Raw genomic sequence first — 21,805 nt, forward strand, 5'->3', positions numbered from 1 at the left:
CTGGCCAGGGACAATAGGCGCGATCGCTAGTGTATTTAAAGGAATATGGAAATGTTGAAAGCCATCGCCGGGAAGATGCGAGCCGCTTCTTTCTGGACGTTCATTGGCGCAGGAATGGCCTTGGGCCACCTGATGATGAGCGCCAACGCTCGGGCCGACGACAACACCATCAGATGGCAAATGCCGGGCAATCCACCCGTCACCATAACCGACGGCCCCGACAAGGGCCAAGGGTACGCTGACGTGTTTCTGCGATATTTCATTGAGCGCACGCCCGAGTACAACAGCGTGATCGAACGCGCCAGCCTGGCGCGCGTCTCCGGCCTGATGAAACAGGGCCAGCACGTTTGCCAGCCTAGCCTGCTCAAGACGAGCGAGCGCGAAGCCTATATGGAATTCAGCAACCCGGTCGAATTCGTGCTGCCGTATTACATCGTCGTGCGATCCGATCGGGCGGCCCGCCTGACAGCCTACCGCAATGCTGACGGCGCCATGGACATCGCCCGGCTGATGCATGACCTGTCGCTGACCACCGTCCGCCAAGAGATGCGGGGATACCCGCCCATCATTCTTTCGGCTTTCACGACGGCGGCTGGACAAAAGAACATCCTCCGGACAAGTGCCGACGACGTGGCGCCTTTCAGCCAGTTGGCCAGCGGGTGGGTGGACTACATCATCGCCTATCCGGACGAGGTCTATTGGTTCGCCAGGCATTTGAAGCTGCCTAACTCAATCAATTTTATTTACCTTCCCATCGCCGGCCACCCCCAATACACGCTCGGGTATGCGGCTTGCACCAAGGGGCCGTGGGGACGAAAGATCGTCAAGCGGGTCAATGAGATCGTTGCCAAGGCTGGCAGGCGTCCACCGTGGATCGAAGCGGAAGCCCGCTTGCTTGATCCGGAAGCCGCCAAACGCTACGAGGAAGTCTACGCCCGCTATTCGCCGTTCCGCAGGCAGGCCAAGTAAGCATGGATGCGAATCGCCAGGCAAGGGATAGCGCCCGATTGCGCGATTTCCTGTTGATTTTCCTTGCGCCGCGTGGACTTGCGCGACGCATGCTGGTCTGGATCATCGGCATCAGCACGACCGCGGCGCTGATCGCGACCTCGGTACAGTTGTTCTTCGATTACCGACACGATGTGTCCGAACTCGAGCAGGGCATGCGCTACATCGAACAGAGCCAGTTGCCAGGCCTTGCCGATGCGGCCTGGAACTTCAACCTCGCCGGCATGCAGGTGCAGCTCGATGGCATCGGTCATTCCCCTTGGGTCGCTGGCGCCACGATCCACTACGGCCCCAGCCAGTCGGCCACGCTGACAACCGGGCAGGTTGATGCTGACGCGGAGAGGCGCTTCGAGTACGTCTTGCAGCGCAACGGGGTGGTCGTTGGCAAGATCTTCATTGCGCCCAATCTGCACACCCTCTATAGCCGCACCCTTGATCGCATTGGCATCGTGCTGGCGACGCAGAGCGGCAAGTCGCTGGTGACTTCGATCAGCATCCTCTTGCTGATTTCATGGATGATCACGCGACATTTGACGCAGATGGCGGAGTTCGCCAAGTCCTTCGAGCCCGGGAAGCGCTTCACGCCCTTTGTGCTGCGCCGGGGCCCGCGGGGGCCGTACGATGAACTGAGCGTGCTGGTCGATAGGCTCAACGATGCCTATGGCCGGCTCCAAGCGGCGCACGAATTCCAGGTTCGCCACAACGAGATCCTGAGCCAGGAGGTCGCGCAGCGAACGGCCGAGCTGCTCGAAGCTCATCGGCAGTTAGCCCAGCTGGCCATAACCGACAAGCTGACCGGCGCGGTCAACCGACGAGGCCTGGACGAGGCTTTCAAGAGCGCCATCGCGCTGGCCGATCCTGACAGCCGCCCGCTTGCGGTGATCCTGACCGACATCGACAAATTCAAGTCCGTCAACGACAGCCGCGGACATCTGGTTGGAGACATCCTGCTTCGGGAATTCACCGGCATCTTGAGACGCGCGGCGCGGGCGACCGACACCGTGGGTCGCTGGGGTGGCGAAGAGTTCCTGATTCTTTGTCCTCAGACCACTCTGGAACAGGCGTTGCGCCTGGCCGAGCACTTGCGCGCCAGCGTGCAAGCGCATGCCTTTGCCGAGATTGGCAGCAAGACCAGCAGCTTCGGCGTTGCGGTTCTGCGCAAGGGAGAAACAGCGGACGATCTGGTGAAGCGGGCAGATGAAGCCCTGTATCAGGCCAAGGAAGGGGGACGCAACAAAGTCTGCCCGGAAGCGCCGGATATCGTGAGCTGAGCTTGAAGGAAATTCGGATTCGCATGCAAGCAAGAGCGTCGCGCTCCTCGCTCCCAAGCAGCCCTCACTTGAGATGCGTCTCAATAGACATGCACGGCGCCGAAGCCTCAACCTCATGCATGCGATCTTCATGGCGCCGCCTGAATTCAAATAAATAATCCAAATTAAAATCAAATCGTTGCACGCAAAGCTGACCATCAAGCGGAGCAAGCCTCTTCGGCCCACCATCTCGACGCCCCACTCATGCGGGGCGTTTTTCATTGCCCCCGTCAGGCCAAGCCTGCCTCACCCTTGCTGCGCCCCAGCAAAACCAGCGCCATCAACGCCGACGACAGCGTCAAGGCGATCAACAGATACAGCAATCGCTGAAAAGCCCAGTCATAGGCGTGAATCAACCGCCCGATGTCCGCCATCGGCAATAGCGCATGGGCCTGGGACAAATTGCCCGACGCCAGCCGCTGTACTGCGGCGGCCGGCGCGTTCAGGCCGGCATCGGCCAGCGCTCTGCCGGTGAGGCCTGCCATCAAGGCACCTACTACGGCCAGCGCCATGCCCTCGCCCGCCACCCGGGTGGTGCTGAAGATGCCGCTGGCCATGCCGGCGCGTTCCTTCGGCACCACGCTGACCGACAAGCCATCCATCAGCCCCCAAGGCAATCCGCTGCCGCCGCCGATCAATAGCAGCGCCAGCGCCATGGCGGGCGAGCCCGCCTGAGCCTGGCTGAGGCCGGCCAGCCCCAGCGCAGCCATCAGCAAGCCCGCCGCGGAAATGAAGCCGGCGGAACGCCAGCGCGTCAGCCATACCGCCAGCGACGGCATCGCCAGCATCGGCGCCGACAGCGCCAGCATCCACAGTCCCGCCTCGGCCTCTCCCCGCCCATCGACGCCGATGAAGCGCAAGGGCAGCAGCACCAGCAAGGCGACATAGCAATAGCTGGTGGCCAGCGGCAGGCATTGCACGCCGACAAAGGCCGGGTAGCGGAACAAGGACAAATCCAGCATCGGCCGCGCCGCCCGCCGCTCCAGCCAGATGAAGGCCAGCAGCAAGGCCAGCGATCCCGCCAGCAGCGCCAGCACCGGCAGGCTGCGCCATCCCTGCTGCGGCCCCTGCAGCAGCGCGGTCGTGAACAAGGCCAGCATCGAGGTGAAACTGAGCGCGCCCGGCCAATCCAGCCCCACTGCGTCCGGATCGCGCGATTCGCGCATGCGCGGCAGCGCCAGCAGCAACGCAACCACGCCGATCGCCGCGCCGCAGGCGAAGATGGCGCGCCAGCCCAGCCATTGGATCAGGCCGCCGGACAACAGCGGGCCAAAGGCTAACCCCAGGCCGAAAGTCGTGCCCAACAGACTGAAGGCGCGCGTCCTCGCCTCTCCTTCATATTCCTGCGCCAACGCGGCCGAACCGCCGGCCATCGCGGCGGCGGCGGCCAGCCCCTGCGCGGCCCGCAATCCATTCAGCCACCACAAATCCGGCGCCAGGCTGATGGCCAGCGACGACGCCGCGAACAAGCCGATGCCGATGCCGAACAGGCGTTTGCGGCCATACTGATCGGCCAGCGCGCCGGCGGCCATCAGGCAGCTGCCGAAACTCAGCATGAAGGCGCTGGTCACCCAACCCAGCGCCTGCGGGCTGCCGCCCAGTTCCCGCCCAATGGCCGGCGTCGCCACCGCGCCGCCGACAAAGCTCCACGGCAGCGCCAGCGCGGCCAGGCAGACCGCCGCCAGCACCGACCATTTCTCGCCATGCCGTTCCATTTGCATCCTTTGCATTCGCCTCTCCTTTCATCCAGCGCGTGGCCATCGCCAAGCGCGGTTTTTGATGCGGCAAATGATAGGCAGGGCAATTGCAGGGAAAAACAGGCACAATGTCATCTAATTAATGAAATTTTGTCAGCAAAGGAGACGCGGCATGAACGGCATGGACAGCTTGAGCGGCCTGCTCGCCTTTGTCCGCGCGGCGGAGCTGGGCAGCTTCGTCGCCGCCGGCGAGCGCTTGGGAATATCGGCCTCGGCCGTCAGCAAGAGCGTCAGCCGGCTGGAGGACAAGCTCGCGGCGCGGCTGTTTCACCGCAGCACCCGCCGCATCCACCTGACCCAGGAAGGGCTGCTGCTGTTCGAACGCAGCCGCCGCATCCTGGCGGAACTGGACGAGGCCTCGGCGGAACTGGCGCACAGCGCCGCCGCGCCGCGCGGCCGCCTGAAAGTCAGCTTGCCGCTGATCGGCCACCGTATGCTGTCGCCGCTGCTGCCCGAATTCCACGCCCATTACCCGGAAATCTCGCTGGAACTGGACTTCAGCGACCGCATGGTGGATCTGGTGGCGGAAGGCGTCGACGTGGCGGTACGCAGCGGCGAACTGGGCGACTCCAGGCTGCAGGCGCGGCTGCTGGGGCCGTTCCGCTTCGCGTTGGTCGGCTCGCCCGACTATTTCCGCCGCCGCGGCGAACCGCAGCGGCCCGATGATTTGCAGGCCCATGCCTGCCTGCGCTACCGCTTTCCCTACAACGGCCAATTGCAGCCATGGGCGCTGCGCGTCCCGGCCGGCTCGCCGCCGCAACCGAACGCCTTTCTCAGCTGCAACAGCATAGAAGCGCTGGCCGCCGCCGCCAGCGACGGCCTGGGCATCGCCTGGCTGCCGGACTTCGCGGTCCGCCGCGAGCTGGCCGACGGCCGCCTGCGGCCGGTGCTGGAGGATTGCGCGGCCGAACCCGGAAAGTTCTCCGCCGTCTGGCCCGCCAGCCGCCATCTGCCGCCCAAACAGCGGGTGTTCATCGACTTTCTCGCGGAACACCTGCTGCCCACCCGATAAGGCGGACCTGATTTCATTCGGACGGAAAATGCAAACAGAATATGATTATTCCCGCAGGATGCGATTCCCGCGCTAAACTGGCGGCCATGCGCGAACGAGCCACCGGCCAAGGCCTGGCTCGCTCTTTACCATAGCGATGCCGCAGACAGGCATCCCAGCACTCCGTGATTGATCCATGACTGACTCCCGCTCCACCCCGCTCACCCGCGCCGACTACCAGACCCTGGGCCTGGCCGCGCTGGGCGGCGCGCTGGAAATCTACGATTTCATCATCTTCGCCTTCTTCGCCACCACGCTGAGCAAGCTGTTCTTCCCGCCCGACATGCCCGAGTGGCTGCGCCTGCTGCAAACCTTCGGCATCTTCGCCACCGGTTATCTGGCTCGGCCGCTGGGCGGCATCCTCATGGCCCACTTCGCCGACCGCCTGGGCCGCAAGCGCGTGTTCAGCCTCACCATCCTGATGATGGCCGGCCCCTGTCTGCTGATCGGCCTGATGCCCATTTACGCCGACATCGGCATCCTGGCGCCGCTATTGTTGCTGTCGCTGCGCATCCTGCAGGGCGCGGCGGTGGGCGGCGAGGTGCCCAGCGCCTGGTCCTTCGTCGCAGAGCACGCGCCGCGAGGCCGCCGCGGCTACGCGCTGGGCGTGTTGCAGGCCGGCCTGACCTTCGGCTATCTCTTGGGCGCGCTGACCGCCACGCTGCTGGCGCGCGTGTTCACGCCGCAGGAGATGCTGGACTACGGCTGGCGCATTCCCTTCCTGCTGGGCGGGCCGTTCGGCCTGCTCGGCGTCTGGCTGCGGCGCTGGCTGAGCGAGACGCCGGTGTTCCTGGCGATGCGCGAACGCCAGGACGAGCGCGCCACGTATCCGCTGGTCGACGTGCTGCGCCGGCACAAACACACGCTGCTGCCGGCGGCGGCGCTGACCTGCGTGCTGACCTCGGCGGTGGTGGTGCTGGTGGTGGTGACGCCCACCTTGCTGCAGCAACGCTTCGGCATGCACGCCGACCGCGCGTTCGCGCTCAGCAGCGTGGGCATCGTGTTTCTCAACATCGGCTGCGTGATCGCCGGCCACGTCTGCGACCGCATCGGCCAGCGTCGCAGCCTGATCCTCTACAGCCTGCTGCTGCCGGTCGGCATCGCCGCGCTGTACGCCGACCTGATCGCCGGCTGGGGCTGGCCCGGCCTCGCCTACGCCTTCGCCGGCCTGTGCTGCGGCATCGTCGGCGTGGTGCCGTCCATCATGGTGGCCATGTTTCCGGCCGAGGTCCGCGTGTCCGGCATCTCCTTCACCTATAACATCGCCTACTCGGCGTGGGCCAGCGTCACCCCGCTGCTATTGATCGCCGCCATGCCCTGGAGCCCCTGGGTCTGCGTGCTCTATTGCGCGCTGATGGCGCTGGTCGGATTTTTCTGCGCCAGCAGCGCGCACCCGGCCAGGGAACCTTTGCTGGACGAGGCGCTCTACCAACGCGGATGAAACGTTTGACCGCATGGTTTGACGCGGCCGCGCCAGGCTGTTAGCGTGAATTGGCGCAGGCTATGCTTTGCGCCGTGCCATGTCTGCGTTTCGAGTCGGTTTCGTTCACCACTGCCAGGAGGTTGCCATGTCCAATGCCACCATCGCCAAGGAAAAAGAACAGCTGCTGGATGACGTCCGCCAAGTTTTGGCCAGCACCGAAGAGTTGATTAACGCGACCGTCGACGATGGCAGCGCGAACAGCAAAGAGCTGCGCAAGCGTCTGGCCGAGAACCTCGGCGCGGCCAAAACCAAGCTGCGCGACGCCGAGCAGATCGTCGTGGGCAAGGCCAAGGAAGCGGTCAAAGTCACAGACGATTACGTGCACGAAAACCCATGGAAGTCCGTCGGCATCGCTGCCGGCGTTGCCTTCCTGCTGGGCATGCTGGTCTCCCGTCGCTGAGCCCCATGTCCGATACCGCCCAAGCCCCCCGCCCCGGCACCCTGCGCTCGTTCGCGGGCGGCTTGGCGTCGCTGTTCCTGACCCGCGCCGAGCTGCTGACGCTGGAAGCCCAGGAATTGAAGGACGAGATCGTCGGCAATCTGCTGCAGGGCATGCTGGGCCTGGTTCTGCTGGGCTGCGGCCTGATCGCCGCCGTGCTCGCCCTATGGGCGCTGACGCCGCAGGAGTGGCGGATCGCCGTCATGGCCGGCCTCGCCCTGCTGCTGTGTGGCGGCGGCATTGCGCTGCTGCTGGGCCTGCGCAGGCGCCTGAGGCGGCAACCCGCGCCATTCTCAACCACCCTCGAGGAAATCCGGAAAGACTGGACAGCCTTGGGCCCTGGCGGGGAGCGCGTGTGACGCCGCAGGACCGGGAACTGAAGAAACAGCTGTTGGTGATGAAGGGCGAAGCCCTGCGCATCAAACTGAAGCTGGAGAAGGAAAGACTGCTCCAGCCGATGCGGCTGGCCGGCTCAGGCTTCTCGCTGTGGCGCGAAGGCTGGTTCGGTTCGGCGCTGGAAACGCTGGGCAAATTGTTGCCGAATCCGCGCCTGCGCCGCTGGCTTCAGGGCGGCGCCCGGCTATGGGTAGTCTGGCGGCTTGTCCGGCGAGCCTTCGCGCGCTAAAGTCCGCCGCGTCCGAGGCTCAGGCGGTCACATTGATGTTGCTTGCGACATCGCTGATGTTGACGTTCATCTGCTCCCCCATCGCCTCCTCCGCCTCAGGCCCACCCTTGAGCATCTTGTCGACATCGCCCAGCGCCTTTTCCGCGCTCTGCAAATCATCCTGCGCTTCCCGTTTGTCCTTCATCTGCTGCATCTGCTGCTTGATGAACTCCTTGACCATTTTCAGCGTCATTTGCATTTCCAGAATGTCAGAATCCCCCGCCACCGGATTGCCCTTGCCGCTGGACAACATGCCATGCAATGCGGCGCGCGGATCGACGGGCTGCGCCTGGCTATCCCCAGCCGGTTGAGCGCTTCCGCTCTGCTCCTTGACGCCCTCGCTTGCCTGGCTGTCGCTCGCGGCGCCCTGCCCAGCGCCGGCTTGCTGCGCCGCCGCAGTCGCGCCGCCAGCCTCCGACGCAGCCGCCGCGGCCTCAGCCCCGGATCCGGCTCCGCTCCCAGCCTCCGGCGACGATGCCGCATCGGCAGGGGCTGACGCTGCGCTGCCCGCGCCGCCTTGCTGCGACGCCGCGCCTCCCGCTCCCTGATCGCCGCCGACATTCACCGCCATCTGGCTATCGGCCGCATTCTGAGTCATGCTCGTCACCAAGTCCTTCAGCTCCCTGGCCAGCCTGGCAAGCTCGGAAGCCAGCGCGCGCAGGCTGCCCTTGTCGTGCGACATCATCATCATCCGGCGCAGCCCCTCCACCCGCTGCTTGAGGACGGCTTTCTGCATGGCGTCGGCCTCGCTGCTCTGACGCTTCGCCGGGCGGTTCAGATCCACTTTCAGCTTCTGCATATAGTCCTGCAAACCCTGGCTCAGCGATTTTTGCAGCTCGCTGCGCGGATCCGGCAGCTTGGGCTGCAATGGACTCTGCGCATCGGCGTCGCCATTGACTGCGGAAGACGCGGGGGAAGAAGGCTGGCTAGCTCCATTGGGCAGCGCTGACGGGAAAAGGCTTTGCCGCCAGATGCTGGGGCCTGACGGAGATGAGATCACGGACATGGGCGGACTTTCTGGTGTTTTCCAATCATATCGTCAACATCCGCGATTTCTTTATGCCAATATCAGCCGCAGACGCATAAAAAATTCTTCACGGCATGATTGGCATAGAATCACCCTCAGCGTCATTCCCCGGGTTTGGTCCGCGGCGGGAAACACGCGATAATGACGGTATCGCCGCAACCCTCGCTTCGCCCGACTCCGTGACGCTCACCTCCCCTCCGCTGCCTCCCGCCGCCATCGCCTGGCTGGCCGAGCTGGACATCCACACCCGTCAGCAACTGCTCGCTCGCGGCGTCGTTACCGCCTTCCTGCTGCTGAAAGCCGCCGGCCACACCGCGACCCGCCGCTTGCTGTTCGCGCTGGAAGCCGCGGCGCGCGGCATCCACTGGCAGCAACTTGGTGACGCCGACAAGGAGGCGCTGCTGCGGCGGCTGTCCGACCACCCCCCGGTGGCCCTGCCCCCGAACAAGGAAGAACGCCGGCGCTACATGGGCGTGGCCAGAACGCTGGCCGAACAAGCATCCGCCGAAGGCGAGGTGCCGGTGGGGGCGCTGGTGGTAAAAGACGGAGAGATCATAGGCCGCGGCTACAATCAGCCGATAGGCCGGCACGATCCGTCGGCGCATGCCGAAATGCAGGCGCTGCGCGACGCCGCCGCGCGCCTGGGCAACTACCGGCTGGACGGCTGCGACCTGTACGTGACGCTGGAGCCCTGCCCGATGTGCAGCGGCGCCATCCTGCACGCGCGCATCGCGCGCGTGATCTACGGCGCCGCCGATGCCAAAACCGGCGCGGCCGGCAGCACGGTCGACCTGTTCGCCGACGCGCGGCTCAACCACCATGCGGCGGTGTTCGGCGGCGTGGAGGCGGAAGCCTGCGCGGAACAGTTGTCCGCCTTCTTCCGCCAGCGGCGCCGATCCGCCGGGGAGGAGTGAAATGCGCGCGAGACTCACCATCCTGCTGGCTTGCCTGGCACAGCCCTGTTTGGCAGCCGACGACGCGGCGCTCATCCTGCAGGCGCAAACCGATGGCCCGCTGCAAGCCACCTATCCCAACGCCCGCCATTACGGCTCGCCCTGGATCTGGGTGGGCGTCAAGTCTCAGACGCTGCGCCTGCTCGACGATTGGGGGCGGATCCAGAAGGAATACGTGGTGTCGACAGCGAAGAACGGCGTCGGCGAAACCAGCGGCAGCTACCAGACCCCGCGCGGCTGGCACGCCGTGTGCGAAAAGCTGGGCGACGGCGCGGAAGCGAACACCATCATCTTCCGCCGCCAGGTCACGCCGTGGAAGTACACCCCCGAGCTGCACGCGCAATACCCGAACAAGGACTGGATCCTCACCCGCATCCTGTGGCTGTGCGGCCAGGAGCCAGGCCTCAACCAGGGCGGCAATGTCGACAGCTACGAGCGCGCCATCTACATCCACGGCGCCGGCGATCATGTACCATGGGGCCGGCCCAGCTCGCTGGGCTGCGTCCGCATGAAAAACCGCGATGTGATTGAACTGTTCGATGCCGCGCCCAACGGCACCGACGTATGGATAGACGAGAACTCCTGATGCACTCCGCTCTGAACCTGGCCACCCCGGCCCTGCTGTTCCCCGCCGTCTCGCTGCTGCTGCTGGCCTATACCAACCGCTTTCTCGGCCTGGCAGGCATCATCCGCAACCTGTACGAGGAATACCGCGACAGCCAGGACCCGAAAATCCTGCGCCAGATCGGCAACCTGCGCACCCGGATCACGCTGATCAAGTGGATGCAGTTCATGGGCATCGCCAGCCTGTTCCTGTGCACGGTGGCGATGTTCCAGATCTATACCGGCTGGCAGGCGACCGGAGAAGTCACCTTCGGCGCCAGCCTGCTGTGCATGATCGCCTCGCTGGCGGTGTCGCTGCTGGAGCTGGTGCGCTCGTCGGACGCGCTCAACATCCTGCTGTCCGACCTGCAGGCGGAATACGACCGCCGCCACTGACCCCCAGCCGCAAACGACAAAGCGCCCGCGATCGGGCGCTTTTTTACGTCCATTGAACTCTCTCAGCCGATGAGGCCAGCCGCGCCATCCTTGCGCGCCACCATCAAGTGCAGCGGCAGATCGACGCGCCGCACCTGGCTCCGCGGCCCCCAGGCCCGGGTGATGCGCTGACAGGAATCGTCCAGGATGCTCTCACCCAGGGCCTGCTTGCACAACTTGCTGGCCGAGGTGGTGTTGAGAAAGCCCAGGAAATGATCCAGGGTCCAGTCGCTGCTGATGGTGAAGCTGGGCGCTTTCAGCAACGGCAACGGGCAGCCGCTGCCGCGGAAGTCGTCCCACAGCAGCTGACAGCGGCTGGACCAGAACGGCTCGACGATGGACCACAGCACGCTGCAGGCGCGGTCGATCTCCGGCGACACCACGCAATGGTGGTAGCCCCATGCGGCGAAAACGCCGCCCGGCTTCAGCACCCTCTGCATCTCCGGCCAGAACGACGGCAGATGGAACCAGTGCAGCGCCTGCGACACGCAGATCAGGTCGAAACAGTCGTCGTCGAACGGCGTGACCTCGGCCGGGCACTCGCGGTAATACACCTGATTGTGCGGCTCGGCCGCCGACAGCTGCGACGAGCTGATGTCGGTGGCGTCGACGCGCGCGAAACTCTCCCCCAGCCTCACCGCGGTCTGGCCGCTGCCAGTCGCGCAGTCCCAGGCGCGTCCGCGTCCCGGACACAGTTGCAGCAGCCAATCGTACAGCTCCTCCGGATACGATGGGCGAAAGCGCGCATACAGGTCCGGGTACAGATTGAAGGTGGCGACGGAACCGAGTTCCATATTCATTACTCGCTAGGTAGAAACACTAAAACAATGCCGTGAACATTTTCAGTATTTATGCCGTAAGTCAAAGATTTGCAAGATAAAAAACGAAAATATGCTGCAGATTACCGGTCTGTGCCGCTAGTCTGCAACAGACCATTGCTTCGAAACCCCCAGCGCAGCGGATGCGCCATAAAAAATGCCGCTCCTATCGGAACGGCATTCCTCGCTCAAAGGGACAGGCTCAGCCCGCACTCACCGGAATCTTGCCGATCTTCACCCGCCATTCCGCCGGGCCGGTGTTGTGCACCGAGGTGCCACAGGAATCCACCGCCACCGTCACCGGCATGTCCTTGACCTCGAATTCGTAGATCGCTTCCATGCCCAGGTCGGCGAAGCCCACCACCTTGGACGCCTTGATCGCCTTGGATACCAAATAAGCCGAACCGCCGACGGCCATCAGGTAAACGGCCTTGTTGTCCCGGATCGCCTCGATCGCCGCCGGGCCGCGCTCGGCCTTGCCTATCATGCCCAGCAAGCCGGTCTGCTCCAGCATCTGTCGGGTGAATTTGTCCATCCGCGTGGCCGTTGTCGGGCCGGCCGGGCCGACGACTTCCTCGCGCACCGGATCGACCGGGCCTACGTAATAGATGAAGCGGTTGGTGAAGTCCACCGGCAGCGTCTCGCCCTTGTTCAGCATGTCCACCATGCGCTTGTGGGCGGCGTCGCGGCCGGTCAGTATCTTGCCGTTCAGCAACAGCACATCGCCCGGCTGCCAGCTGGCCACTTCTTCCTTGGTGATCTTGTCCAGATCCACACGCTTGCCGTTGGACGGGTCATAGGTGATGTCCGGCCAGTCTTCCAGGCTAGGCGTTTCCAGATGCGCCGGGCCGTTGCCGTCCAGGTGGAAATGGATGTGGCGGGTGGCGGCGCAGTTCGGGATCATCGCCACCGGCAAGGATGCCGCGTGAGTCGGATAATCCAGAATCTTGACGTCCAGCACCGTGGTCAGGCCGCCCAGGCCCTGCGCGCCGATGCCCAGCGCGTTGACCTTGTCGAACAACTCAAGGCGCAGCGCCTCGACGCGGGACAGCTCGGAGCCGGTCGCGGCCTTGGCCTTCAGTTCGTGGATGTCGACATGATCCATCAGCGACTCTTTCGCCAGCAGCATCGCTTTCTCCGGCGTGCCGCCGATGCCCAGGCCCAGAATGCCCGGCGGACACCAGCCGGCGCCCATGGTCGGAACAGTTTTCAGCACCCAGTCGACGATGGAGTCGGACGGATTCAGCATCACCATCTTGGACTTGTTCTCAGAACCGCCGCCCTTGGCCGCGCAGATCACGTCCACCTGGTCGCCTTCGACGATCTCGAAGTGCACCACGGCCGGGGTATTGTCCTTGGAGTTCTGGCGCTTGCCGGCCGGATCCAGCAGCACCGAGGCGCGCAGCTTGTTGTCCGGATGGTTGTAAGCGCGGCGCACGCCTTCGTTGACCATCTCCTGCACGCTGAGCTGGGCGTCCCACTGCACTTTCATGCCCACTTTGAGGAACACCACGGCGATGCCGGTATCCTGGCAGATCGGGCGCTGTCCTTCGGCGCACATGCGGCTGTTGACCAGGATCTGCGCCATCGCGTCCTTCGCGGCGGCGCTCTCCTCGTTCAGGTAGGCCTGGTACAGCGCGTCGATATAATCTTTAGGGTGGTAGCAACTGATGTACTGGAAGGCATCGGCAATGCTCTGAATGAAGTCTTCCTGGCGGATGATGGTCATAAGGCTGTCTCGAGAAACCGGGCGCCGGTGGGGCCGCCCGTGGATTACCCCGCCGCCGGCGCCTTATTCTGGCTACGCCCTGCGGCAACTAAAAACCTAATGTTGATTGTAACACCGTCTGTCATGAACTTTGCCCCCGGACAAGGCGCGCGGCCGGCTATCCCGCCCGGCATCGGATAGGAAAAGCCGCCGGGCTCTCGCCGCGGCGGCTTCAGGTTCGAGCAAGCAGACGCTCACTCGCTGGTGCTGGTGTTCCAGTAAGCCTGGCTGATGTACGGCTTGGCCGCCAACTCGGCAGCGATGCGGTCCAGCTCGTCCGAATCCACCGAGGTGGCCAGCAGCGTGGCGGTCATCTCCACCTCGTCGTCGCCGAAGGCTTCGACATCCAGATCCCCCACCGGGTAATTGGCCTTTTCCAGCAGTTGGCCCACCTGGGCCAGCGCCTGCTTCTGCTCCTCGCGGGTGGCGATCACGCATAGCTGGTAAGTGACTTCGCTGGCGTCGTCGTCTATCGGGCGGCGGTTGATGGAATTGACCACCGGCCGCAGCAGCGTGTTCACCGCCAGCACGAACACCGTGGTCAGGATGGCCTGGCCCAGCATGCCGGCGCCGGCGCAAGCGCCGGTGGCGGCCGAGCCCCACAGCGTGGCGGCGGTGTTCAGGCCGCGCACGTTCAAGCCCTCTTTCATGATGGTCCCGGCACCGAGGAAACCGACGCCCGAAACCACATAAGCCACCACCCGCGACGCGCTGCCCGAGCCATCCAGTTGCAAGGCCATATTGACGAAGGCCGCGGCGCTGACCGCCACCAGCGCGTTGGTGCGCAAGCCGGCGGTGCGCTGGCGGTATTGACGCTCCAGGCCGATCACGGTGCCGCAGACGAAGGCCATCGCCAGGCAGATCAGCGAGTGCAGCAGGCCGAACCAGTCCAGCTCGAACATATTGTGCAGGTTGTAATGCATGCGTCCTCCTTGTTATCCGGTTTCTTATAAGGAACATGCATGGTGGTTTTCCGTGAAAGCCACCATGCACCGCTCCCTAACATGACAAAAAGCCGGCGCCGCTTTTACGCGGCACCGGCCCCACCTTAACCCGCCGCTTACTGGCCGAGCAAGGCGACCTGCGTCACCTTGTACACCACCATGATGACAGCCACCACCAGATAGCCGCGCAACACGGCCATCCACATGCGGTTGCTGCGGGACAGCGCCATCGGCTTCAGCTGGGCCAGCGGCGGCATGCGCCAGGTTTGCATGTACAGCTTGCTCGGCTTCGCCTCTTCCGCCAGATCGGCGCCGGTTTCGGCATCGCGGCGCAGCTTGACGACATGCGCGGCGATCACCACGATGCCGCCGACGATGCCGCCGCCGACCAGCACGTTGACGATGGTCTGGCTGGAGATGTCCGGCCACAGCACCGAGGCGGTCAGGATCACCGACAAAAGTACCAGCACCGCCGCCACCAGGCCGGTGAACAGGTTGGTCCAACGGCCGTTCACCCACGGACCCAGCACGTCCTTGTCATTGCACAGCAGCAGCAGGAATACCGAGGCGGACGGCAGCAGCACGCCGGCCAGCGTCTGCACCGCGTTGGTCAGCAGGCCCAGCGGCACGCCTGGAATCAGCACCAGCGCGGCGGCGCCGGCGATCAGCAGGAAATACACCAGGTAGAAGGCGCGGGCGTCGGACGGCTTGCGGTGCAGCGAGTGCTTCATGTTCAGCACGTCGGCCAGCGCGTAAGCGGTGGACAGCGACACCGCGCTGGCGCCAATCAGGCTGGCGTCAATCAGCGCGACCGCGAACAGCACGCCTGCCAGGTGGCTGTGGTATTTGGAGAGGCCGGCGGCGACGGCGCCCGCGTCCTGGAAATTGCCGAATTCCGGCTTGCCGGCGAACAGCGCGGCGGCCATGCCGATGATGGCGACGGCGCCGATCAGCACCAGCACGATGCCCAGCCACAGGTCGGCGCGCTCGTACTTGATGAAGCGCGGCGTGATGCGCTTGTCTATCACATAGCTTTGCTGGAAGAACAGCTGCCACGGCGCCACCGTGGTGCCGACAATGCCGATGATCAGCAGCATCACGTCGGACAGCTTGCCGCCGGCCGGCATGCCCGGCACGAACAGGTCATGGCCGATCTGCGACATCGGCGGATGCACCATCATGAACACCGGCACCAAGAGCAGGCTGAACACCACCAGGATCATCGAGAAGCGCTCGAAACGGCGGAAATCGCCGGTGCTGGCCGCGGCCATCACCAGGCCGGCGGCGGCGATCACCCCCCACTCCTTGGGCAGGCCAAGATACTGCAGGCCCAGCGTGATGCCGATGAATTCGGTGACGATGGTCAGCGCGTTCAGCAGGAACAGGTCGATGGCGCTGAAGGCGCCCCAGAATTTGCCGAAGCGCTCCAGAATCAGCCGGGCATGGCCGACGCCGGTGACGGCGCCCAAGCGCAGCACCATTTCCTGGTTCACGTACAGCACCGGGATCAGCAGGATCAGCGTCCACAGCAGCGAGGTGCCGTAGTTCTGGCCGGCCTGGGCGTAGGTGCTGAAGGCGCCGGCGTCGTTGTCGCCGACCATCACGATCAGGCCGGGCCCCAGAATGGCCAGCAGCGTGCGCAGCCGCTGCCAGACGCTGTTGCGGGCGGCCACGTCGCCGTGGCGGATGGTGCCGAAAGCGCCGCGGATGTCTCCGACGTGGGCGCTGTCGAGTACAGCTTCGTTCTTGACGTTATTCGTCATTGTCATCGTCTCCGAACAGGCGGCGCAAGCGGGGACCGCCCGTCGTTTTTCAAGCAAACGAAGGCATGCGGGCATGAGCGCGGCTGCGCCGGCCGGGCGGACAAACGCCGGGCGCACGCAAACGCGAAGATGCGCAAACCTGATTTAGGCGTCCGACAGGGTTCGGTACGCGGTCATCAGCAGTAACGGTATTGGGGTAAGCGCGCGGCCGCGGCGAAATGGCCGAGCCTGGGATGCGCACTGTCTAGCCTCGCGGCAGGACAGCGGCCAATGAAATGGTGACGATGCCTTTGCCGGTCAGCACGACCCGGTGGATAACCAACTACTACTGCAACTTTCCAAGGCATCAGCCCCCAGTTATGAAAACGCCGCGATGGTAATCCTGGCGCGAAATAAACGTCAACACCCAGATGGCAATGGGTTTTTGCACCGCAACGCGGCCATCCGCAGCAATCTGCCACGACATGGCCGCGCATCGATTCCACGCGCGGCTTTACCTTCGCTCTCGCACTATAAGCGCAATAAAGCGCCATAACGTTCAGGTAAATTTTTGTTAATGGATTGTGTTATTTATTTACAAAAGCCATTTTTTTGGCGCTGCCCAGCGTCAGCAGGCCCTGCCCCAGCGCCACGCCCAGCAGGATCAAACCGCCGCCCAGCCAGTGGTAGTGATGGATGGTTTCCCCCAGCAAGGCGCTGGCCAGCACCGCGGTGAACAGCGGCAGCAGGTTCATGAAAATGGCGGTGCGCTCGCTGCCCAGCTTCTGGATGCCGCGCATCCACAGATAAGCCGCCAACAGCGAAGAGCCGATGCCGGCGAACAGCACCAGGCCGATGCCTTTGGCCGGAATGGCCATGCTCTGCGCGGTCAGCGTCAACGGCAGCAGCAGCAATACCGCCAGGCTGGCTTGCAGATACAGATTCAGCCAGGCGCCGAACGGCGGCGCCCAGCGCCGCAGCAGAATGCCGTACAGCGCGTAGGACGCGGCGCCGGCGAGGATCAGCGCGTCGCCGGTATTCACGCCGTTGGCCAGCAGGCTCGTCGGATCGCCCTTGCCCAGCAGGTAAACCACGCCTGACAACGACACCGCCACGCCCAGCCAGGCCAGGCCGCCCACCTTCTGGCGGAATACCGCGGCGTTCAGCAACAGGCCCAGCAAGGGCACCAGCGCGGTGATCACGCCCATATTGGTGGCGCTGGTGCTGTGCGCCGCGTAATAAGCCAGGCACTGGAACATCACCATGCCCAGCATCGCCAGAACCAGCAGCTTGCCCAGCCAGGGCTTCAGCTCGCCGGCGCGGCGGCGCAAGACCGGCAGGCAGAACGGCGTCAGCACCAGCGCCGCCAGCAGCCAGCGGTAAATGGAAATCGCAGCCGGGTCCAGCACCTGGGCGGCGGCCTTGGAAACAATGGTATTGGCGGCCCAGATCAGCACCGCCAGCAGGGGAAACAGCATGGCCATCACAGCCTCCTTCGACTTTACCCCATCCATTTTAGGTTCGTCCGTTATGGAGCATATAATTCAAAACGGACAAATCACTGGGGCAAACCGGACAATATGGACGTCGACAACCACGACGGCTACTTCGCCAGCGATCAGAGCCTGCTGGAGCCGGCGCCGCTGATATTCCGCTACCACCGTTTCACGCCGAAGAGCGAGTTCGCCCGCCATCGCCACCGCTGGGGCCAGCTCAGCCGCATCAATCTGGGCATGATGGAACTGCTGCTGGACGACAGGCGCGTGGTGGCCACCGCGCAATACCTGCTATGGACGCCGCCAGCCGAGCCGCACGCCGCCTACATCCACCAGGCGATGCACTACACCTCGATCTACGTCGAAGACGGGGTGGCCGCGCAGTTGCCGCCCTCCACCTGCCTGCTGGAGCAGATGCCGCTGGTGCGAGCGCTGCTGGACGATTTCGGCCAGCGCCAGATCACCGTGCCGACCGAGCCATGGGACATCCGCCAGGCCGAGCTGCTGTGCCAGCGCATCCTGCGATCCGGCCGCGAAGCCAGCTACCTGCCCGACAGCCGGCAACGGCTGCTGCAGCCGATACTGGACGCGATCCGCCAGGACCCGGCCGACGCCACCCCGCTGAAACAATGGGCGGAACGCGTGTTCAGCACCGAACGCACGCTGGCGCGGCTGTTCCAGCGCGAGCTGGGCATGAGCTTCGGCCAATGGCGCGGCCGGGCGCGCCTGCTGGAAGCGCTGTCGCGGCTGAAGCAAGGCGACAGCGTGCAGGCCATCTCGGCGCGGCTGGGCTACGCCACGCCGTCGGCCTTCATCGCGATGTTCCAGAAACAGCTGGGCGACTCGCCGGAGCGCTACCGCCGCCAGTTGCTGGAAAGCGGCGGCTGGCCGGACGAATTCAACGCTTGAACAAGGCCAGCGCCAATTCGCGCTGAACCGCGTGGTCGACCGCCGGCAGCGGGTAGTCGCGTCCCAGCCATACGCCGGCGTCCGCCAGTTGCTCCGGCTTGGCCAGCCACGGCGCGTGGATCAGCTTGTCCGGCAGCCGCGCCAGCTCCGGCACGTAGCGGCGGATGAAGCGGCCGTCCGGATCGAACTTCTCGCTCTGGCTGACCGGATTGAAAATGCGGAAGTAAGGCTGGGCGTCGCAGCCGGTGCTGGCCGCCCACTGCCAGCCGCCGTTGTTGGCGGCCAGATCGAAATCCAGCAGTTTCTCGGCGAAGTACTGCTCTCCCCAGCGCCAGTCGATCAGCAGATCCTTGACCAGGAAGCTGGCCGCCACCATGCGCAAGCGGTTGTGCATGTAGCCGCTGCGGTTCAGCTGGCGCATCGCCGCGTCCACCAGCGGATAGCCGGTGCGGCCCTCGCGCCAGGCATCGAACCATTCAGAGTCATTGGGGAAAGGCAGCGCGTCGTACTCCGGCTTGAACGCGTGCGCCACCACGTCCGGCCGGTGCCACAGCACTTGCTGGTAGAAATCGCGCCAGATCAGCTCGCTCAGCCAGGTCATCGCTCCCTCGCCGCCGTCGTGCCAGGCATAGGCGGCCAACTGGCGGATGGAAATGGTGCCGAAGCGCAGATGGACGCTGAGATAGGACACGCCCTTGACGCCGGGAAAGTCGCGCTGCGTCTTGTAGCGCTCGATGCGGCCGGCGAAATCGGCGAACAGCGCCTCGGCCCCGGCCGCGCCGGCCTTGACCGGCAACGAAGCCAGATCGCTGGGCATGAAACCGATATCGGCCAGGCTGGGCATGGGTTCCGCTTCGCGCGGCATCAGCGCGTCCAGATAGCGCCGCACGGGATAGGCCTGCAGGTGGAACGGCGTCAGTTTCTTCAGCCAGGCGTTCTTGTACGGCGTGAACACCGCGAACGGCTTGCCGGCGCCGGTCAGGACTTCGTCGGTCTCGAAAATCACCTGATCTTTGCTGTCATGGAAGGCGATGCCGCGCTCGGCCAGCCGCCCCGCCACTTCGGCGTCGCGCTCGCGGGCGGCCGGTTCGTAATCGCGGTTGCAGAACACCGCGTCGGCGCCCAGCTCCGCCGCCAGCCGCGGAATCTCGTCGACAGGCAGCCCATGGCGGACCAGCAGATCGCCGCCCAACGCGTTCAAATCCGCCTTCAAGGCCGCGACGCTTTGATGGATGAAATCGATGCGGCGGTCATCGCGCGGCAGCGCGTCCAGAATGGCGGCGTCGAACACGAACACAGGCAGCACCGCCTCGCCATGCTTCAACGCGTGGTAGAAGGCGGCGTGGTCGTCCAGCCGCAGATCGCGGCGCAGCCAGACCAGCGCCGTCCGGTAGCGTTTGCTCATTGTCGCTCCCAATTCTTGGTCGACAGCACCGATGGGGGCAGGCCGCTATCCCACAACGGCGTCTCGCCGCCCAGTTTTTCTTCGAGGAAATCGATGAAGGCGCGCGCCTTGGCCGGCAGCCGCCGCTGCGGAGACACCGCGTGGACGGCATGCGGCGGCAGCGGGTAGTCGGTCAGCACCGCCGCCAAACGGCCGGCGGCCAGGTCCGGCCCGACGATGAAGGTGGGCATCTCGCAAATGCCCAGGCCGGCCAGCAGCGCGTCGCGCCGCGCCTCGCTGTTGTTGACCTGGTAATTGCCGCGCGGCTGCACGCGGATTTCGCCATCCGGCCCCAGAAAGGTCCAGTAGGCGCCGCCGCGGTAATAGGAGTAATGGATGCAGTTGTGCCGCGCCAGCTCGGCCGGATGCGCCGGCTCGCCGTGCGCGGCCAGATAGCCCGGCGACGCGCACACCACCACCCGGCAAGGCGCGAGGCGGCGCGCCACCATGCGGTTGTCCGGCAGATTGCCGATGCGCACCGCCAGGTCGTAGCCGCCCTCCACCAAGTCCACCATCCGGTCGTCCATCGCCATGTCCAGCTGGATGTCCGGATAGCGGCGTAGGAATTCCGCCGCCAGCGGCGACAGGTGCAGCCGGCCGAAAGCCATCGGCGCCGCCACCCGGAGCAGGCCCTGCGGCCTGCCCTGCAAACCGGCGGCCACCTCCTCCGCCTCGCTGGCCAGCGCCAGCGCGCCGCGGGCGCGGTCGTAATAACGCTCGCCGGCCTCGGTCAGGCTCAGGCTGCGCGTGGTCCGTTGCAGCAAGCGCACGTTCAGCCCGGCCTCCAGTTGCTGCACGCGCTTGCTGACCGCGGATTTGGTCAGCCCCAGCCGTTCGGCGGCGGCGGAGAAACTGCCGGCCTCGACCACGGCGACAAAGATCGGTATCGCGGCGAAATGCTCCATCTTATTGTCCACTTTTCATCCGCAATCAGTTTCCAAAAATATGGATTATCAGTCAATAAGACACAATGTACAGTTCTGGCATCCGGCCTCGCCGCGTTCGTTCAAGACCTGAAGGATTTCCATGCATACCCATCATTCCGCCGCCCAGCCGCTCACGGAGTACGGACTGAGCGCGCTGGCGCTGCTTGCCGGCGCGCTGCTCGCGCTGATGATCCATTGCAACAGCCGGCTCGCCGCTTACGGCAACCCGCTGACCGCGTCGTGGCTGGCCCACGCGATAGGCATGCTGGCCGCCCTGCTGCTTTGGAAGGCGCAGCGCCAGACAAGGCCCCCTGCCGGCCGGCCGCCCCGTTGGGCCTACTTGGGCGGCGTGCCCGGCGCCTTGACGGTGGCGCTGGCCGCCATCGCCGTCAACAGCCCGCTGGCGCTGTCCGGCACCCTGGCGCTGGGCATGGTCGGACAAGTGCTGTTCGGCCTGCTGTCCGACCGCTTCGGCCTGTTCGGCATGCCGCGCCGCCCGCTTCGCCTGAACGACGCCCTGGCGCTGCCGCTGGTGCTGTCCGGCTGCGCGATCCTGATTTTCGGAGCTTGAACATGTTGCTGTTCATGACCTTGGCCATCGTTAACGGGCTGTGCATAGGCGGCAGCCGCTCCCTCAACGGCAAGCTGGCGCAACACGACGGCGCCCTGGCTGCGTCGTTCTGGAACCATCTGGGCGGCTTTCTGTTTTTGAGCCTGTTGCTGGCCTGCGGCGTGGCGGCGCTTGACCTGCCGCTGAACGCCCCCTGGACCGCCTGGTGCGGCGGCCTCATCGGCGCGGCATTCGTCGCCCTCAATGGCTTCGCGCTGCCGCGGCTGGGCACGATGAAAACCGCGCTGCTGGTGATCGCCGGCCAGATGGTGGCCGGCGTGCTGATCGACCGCCTGGCGGGAAGCGGCGGCAAATCCGCGCTGGCTCAAGCGGCCGGCGTCGCGCTGATCACCGCTGGCCTCCATGTGTCCAGACGCGACCATGCCAAACCGGCGGCGGCGCGTGCGATGCCTTGATC

22 protein-coding genes are annotated in these 21,805 nt (G+C 65.0%); 13 read left to right on the forward strand and 9 right to left on the reverse strand.

Features of this window, described 5'->3' with window-relative positions:
- Positions 1 to 51: 51 nt before the first annotated feature.
- Both BKX93_RS08070 and BKX93_RS08075 read left to right on the forward strand, forming a co-directional pair.
- Positions 52 to 969 carry a TIGR02285 family protein gene (locus BKX93_RS08070; protein WP_046157166.1) on the forward strand — a complete coding sequence of 306 codons (918 nt, stop codon included), beginning with the start codon at positions 52 to 54 and terminating at the stop codon, positions 967 to 969.
- Positions 970 to 971: 2 nt separating this feature from the next.
- The gene (locus tag BKX93_RS08075) at positions 972 to 2,279 is read left to right on the forward strand and encodes a sensor domain-containing diguanylate cyclase (protein WP_083340476.1); all 1,308 of its coding nucleotides are present in this window, start codon (positions 972 to 974) and stop codon (positions 2,277 to 2,279) included.
- Positions 2,280 to 2,548: 269 nt separating this feature from the next.
- On the opposite strand, the gene BKX93_RS08080 is transcribed toward BKX93_RS08075, so the two are convergent.
- Entirely contained in the window at positions 2,549 to 4,048 is a 1,500-nt protein-coding gene (locus BKX93_RS08080) for an MFS transporter (RefSeq protein WP_070979446.1), read from the reverse strand.
- 139 nt (positions 4,049 to 4,187) lie between these two features.
- Between BKX93_RS08080 and BKX93_RS08085 the strand changes: the two genes are divergently transcribed.
- The 5 genes from BKX93_RS08085 (at position 4,188) to BKX93_RS08105 (ending at position 7,673) form a co-directional block, all read left to right on the forward strand.
- On the forward strand, positions 4,188 to 5,087 hold the full coding sequence (locus BKX93_RS08085; protein WP_235429444.1) for a LysR family transcriptional regulator: 900 nt from the start codon (positions 4,188 to 4,190) through the stop codon (positions 5,085 to 5,087).
- Positions 5,088 to 5,262: 175 nt separating this feature from the next.
- Complete coding sequence (locus tag BKX93_RS08090) at positions 5,263 to 6,567, forward strand: MFS transporter (protein WP_070979448.1); 1,305 nt, start codon at positions 5,263 to 5,265, stop codon at positions 6,565 to 6,567.
- Positions 6,568 to 6,694: 127 nt separating this feature from the next.
- Positions 6,695 to 7,009, forward strand: a complete 315-nt coding sequence (locus BKX93_RS08095; protein WP_046167431.1) for an ElaB/YgaM/YqjD family protein — start codon at positions 6,695 to 6,697, stop codon at positions 7,007 to 7,009.
- 5 nt (positions 7,010 to 7,014) lie between these two features.
- Positions 7,015 to 7,407 (forward strand): phage holin family protein, encoded by a 393-nt coding sequence (locus BKX93_RS08100; RefSeq protein ID WP_046167430.1) that lies wholly within the window; start codon positions 7,015 to 7,017, stop codon positions 7,405 to 7,407.
- On the forward strand, positions 7,404 to 7,673 hold the full coding sequence (locus BKX93_RS08105; RefSeq protein ID WP_046167429.1) for a hypothetical protein: 270 nt from the start codon (positions 7,404 to 7,406) through the stop codon (positions 7,671 to 7,673). Before BKX93_RS08100 ends, BKX93_RS08105 begins: the two co-directional genes overlap by 4 nt.
- A gap of 19 nt (positions 7,674 to 7,692) precedes the next feature.
- Here BKX93_RS08105 and BKX93_RS08110 read toward each other — a convergent pair whose 3' ends face one another.
- A complete protein-coding gene (locus tag BKX93_RS08110; protein WP_144408781.1) occupies positions 7,693 to 8,718 on the reverse strand; it encodes a hypothetical protein in 1,026 nt (341 codons plus the stop codon).
- Between the two features lie 200 nt (positions 8,719 to 8,918).
- Here BKX93_RS08110 and tadA point away from each other — a divergent pair, with 200 nt between their 5' ends.
- From tadA to BKX93_RS08125, 3 genes are read left to right on the forward strand one after another with little or no spacing between them, the layout of a single operon-like run.
- Positions 8,919 to 9,653, forward strand: a complete 735-nt coding sequence (gene tadA, locus BKX93_RS08115) for a tRNA adenosine(34) deaminase TadA (protein WP_070979450.1) — start codon at positions 8,919 to 8,921, stop codon at positions 9,651 to 9,653.
- A gap of 1 nt (position 9,654) precedes the next feature.
- Positions 9,655 to 10,278 carry a L,D-transpeptidase gene (locus BKX93_RS08120; RefSeq protein ID WP_070979451.1) on the forward strand — a complete coding sequence of 208 codons (624 nt, stop codon included), beginning with the start codon at positions 9,655 to 9,657 and terminating at the stop codon, positions 10,276 to 10,278.
- Positions 10,278 to 10,691 (forward strand): DUF2721 domain-containing protein, encoded by a 414-nt coding sequence (locus BKX93_RS08125; RefSeq protein ID WP_046157175.1) that lies wholly within the window; start codon positions 10,278 to 10,280, stop codon positions 10,689 to 10,691. The genes BKX93_RS08120 and BKX93_RS08125 overlap by 1 nt, the downstream gene beginning before the upstream one ends.
- A 62-nt stretch (positions 10,692 to 10,753) precedes the next feature.
- Here BKX93_RS08125 and BKX93_RS08130 read toward each other — a convergent pair whose 3' ends face one another.
- The 5 genes from BKX93_RS08130 to BKX93_RS08150 form a co-directional block, all read right to left on the reverse strand.
- Positions 10,754 to 11,524, reverse strand: coding sequence for a class I SAM-dependent methyltransferase (locus tag BKX93_RS08130; RefSeq protein ID WP_046157176.1), 771 nt, complete (start codon positions 11,522 to 11,524; stop codon positions 10,754 to 10,756).
- A 226-nt stretch (positions 11,525 to 11,750) separates the two neighbouring features.
- Entirely contained in the window at positions 11,751 to 13,277 is a 1,527-nt protein-coding gene (locus BKX93_RS08135) for a fumarate hydratase (protein ID WP_070979453.1), read from the reverse strand.
- Positions 13,278 to 13,510: 233 nt separating this feature from the next.
- Positions 13,511 to 14,239 carry an MgtC/SapB family protein gene (locus BKX93_RS08140; protein ID WP_021477736.1) on the reverse strand — a complete coding sequence of 243 codons (729 nt, stop codon included), beginning with the start codon at positions 14,237 to 14,239 and terminating at the stop codon, positions 13,511 to 13,513.
- A gap of 137 nt (positions 14,240 to 14,376) precedes the next feature.
- Positions 14,377 to 16,023: an Nramp family divalent metal transporter gene (locus tag BKX93_RS08145; RefSeq protein ID WP_115617915.1), complete on the reverse strand. Its 1,647-nt coding sequence runs from the start codon at positions 16,021 to 16,023 to the stop codon at positions 14,377 to 14,379.
- 566 nt (positions 16,024 to 16,589) lie between these two features.
- A complete protein-coding gene (locus BKX93_RS08150; protein WP_070979455.1) occupies positions 16,590 to 17,486 on the reverse strand; it encodes a DMT family transporter in 897 nt (298 codons plus the stop codon).
- 96 nt (positions 17,487 to 17,582) lie between these two features.
- Here BKX93_RS08150 and BKX93_RS08155 point away from each other — a divergent pair, with 96 nt between their 5' ends.
- The gene (locus BKX93_RS08155; RefSeq protein WP_070979456.1) at positions 17,583 to 18,407 is read left to right on the forward strand and encodes an AraC family transcriptional regulator; all 825 of its coding nucleotides are present in this window, start codon (positions 17,583 to 17,585) and stop codon (positions 18,405 to 18,407) included.
- On the opposite strand, the gene BKX93_RS08160 is transcribed toward BKX93_RS08155, so the two are convergent.
- Entirely contained in the window at positions 18,397 to 19,812 is a 1,416-nt protein-coding gene (locus BKX93_RS08160; RefSeq protein WP_070979458.1) for a cryptochrome/photolyase family protein, read from the reverse strand. The genes BKX93_RS08155 and BKX93_RS08160 overlap by 11 nt on opposite strands.
- Complete coding sequence (locus BKX93_RS08165; protein WP_046157182.1) at positions 19,809 to 20,756, reverse strand: LysR family transcriptional regulator; 948 nt, start codon at positions 20,754 to 20,756, stop codon at positions 19,809 to 19,811. The genes BKX93_RS08160 and BKX93_RS08165 overlap by 4 nt, the downstream gene beginning before the upstream one ends.
- A gap of 121 nt (positions 20,757 to 20,877) precedes the next feature.
- Here BKX93_RS08165 and BKX93_RS08170 point away from each other — a divergent pair, with 121 nt between their 5' ends.
- Entirely contained in the window at positions 20,878 to 21,348 is a 471-nt protein-coding gene (locus tag BKX93_RS08170; RefSeq protein WP_070979460.1) for a DMT family transporter, read from the forward strand.
- 2 nt (positions 21,349 to 21,350) lie between these two features.
- Positions 21,351 to 21,803 carry a DMT family transporter gene (locus BKX93_RS08175; protein ID WP_070979462.1) on the forward strand — a complete coding sequence of 151 codons (453 nt, stop codon included), beginning with the start codon at positions 21,351 to 21,353 and terminating at the stop codon, positions 21,801 to 21,803.
- Positions 21,804 to 21,805 lie beyond the last annotated feature (2 nt).

Source organism: Chromobacterium vaccinii (assembly GCF_001855275.1).
GTDB classification, from domain to species: Bacteria; Pseudomonadota; Gammaproteobacteria; order Burkholderiales; family Chromobacteriaceae; genus Chromobacterium; species Chromobacterium vaccinii.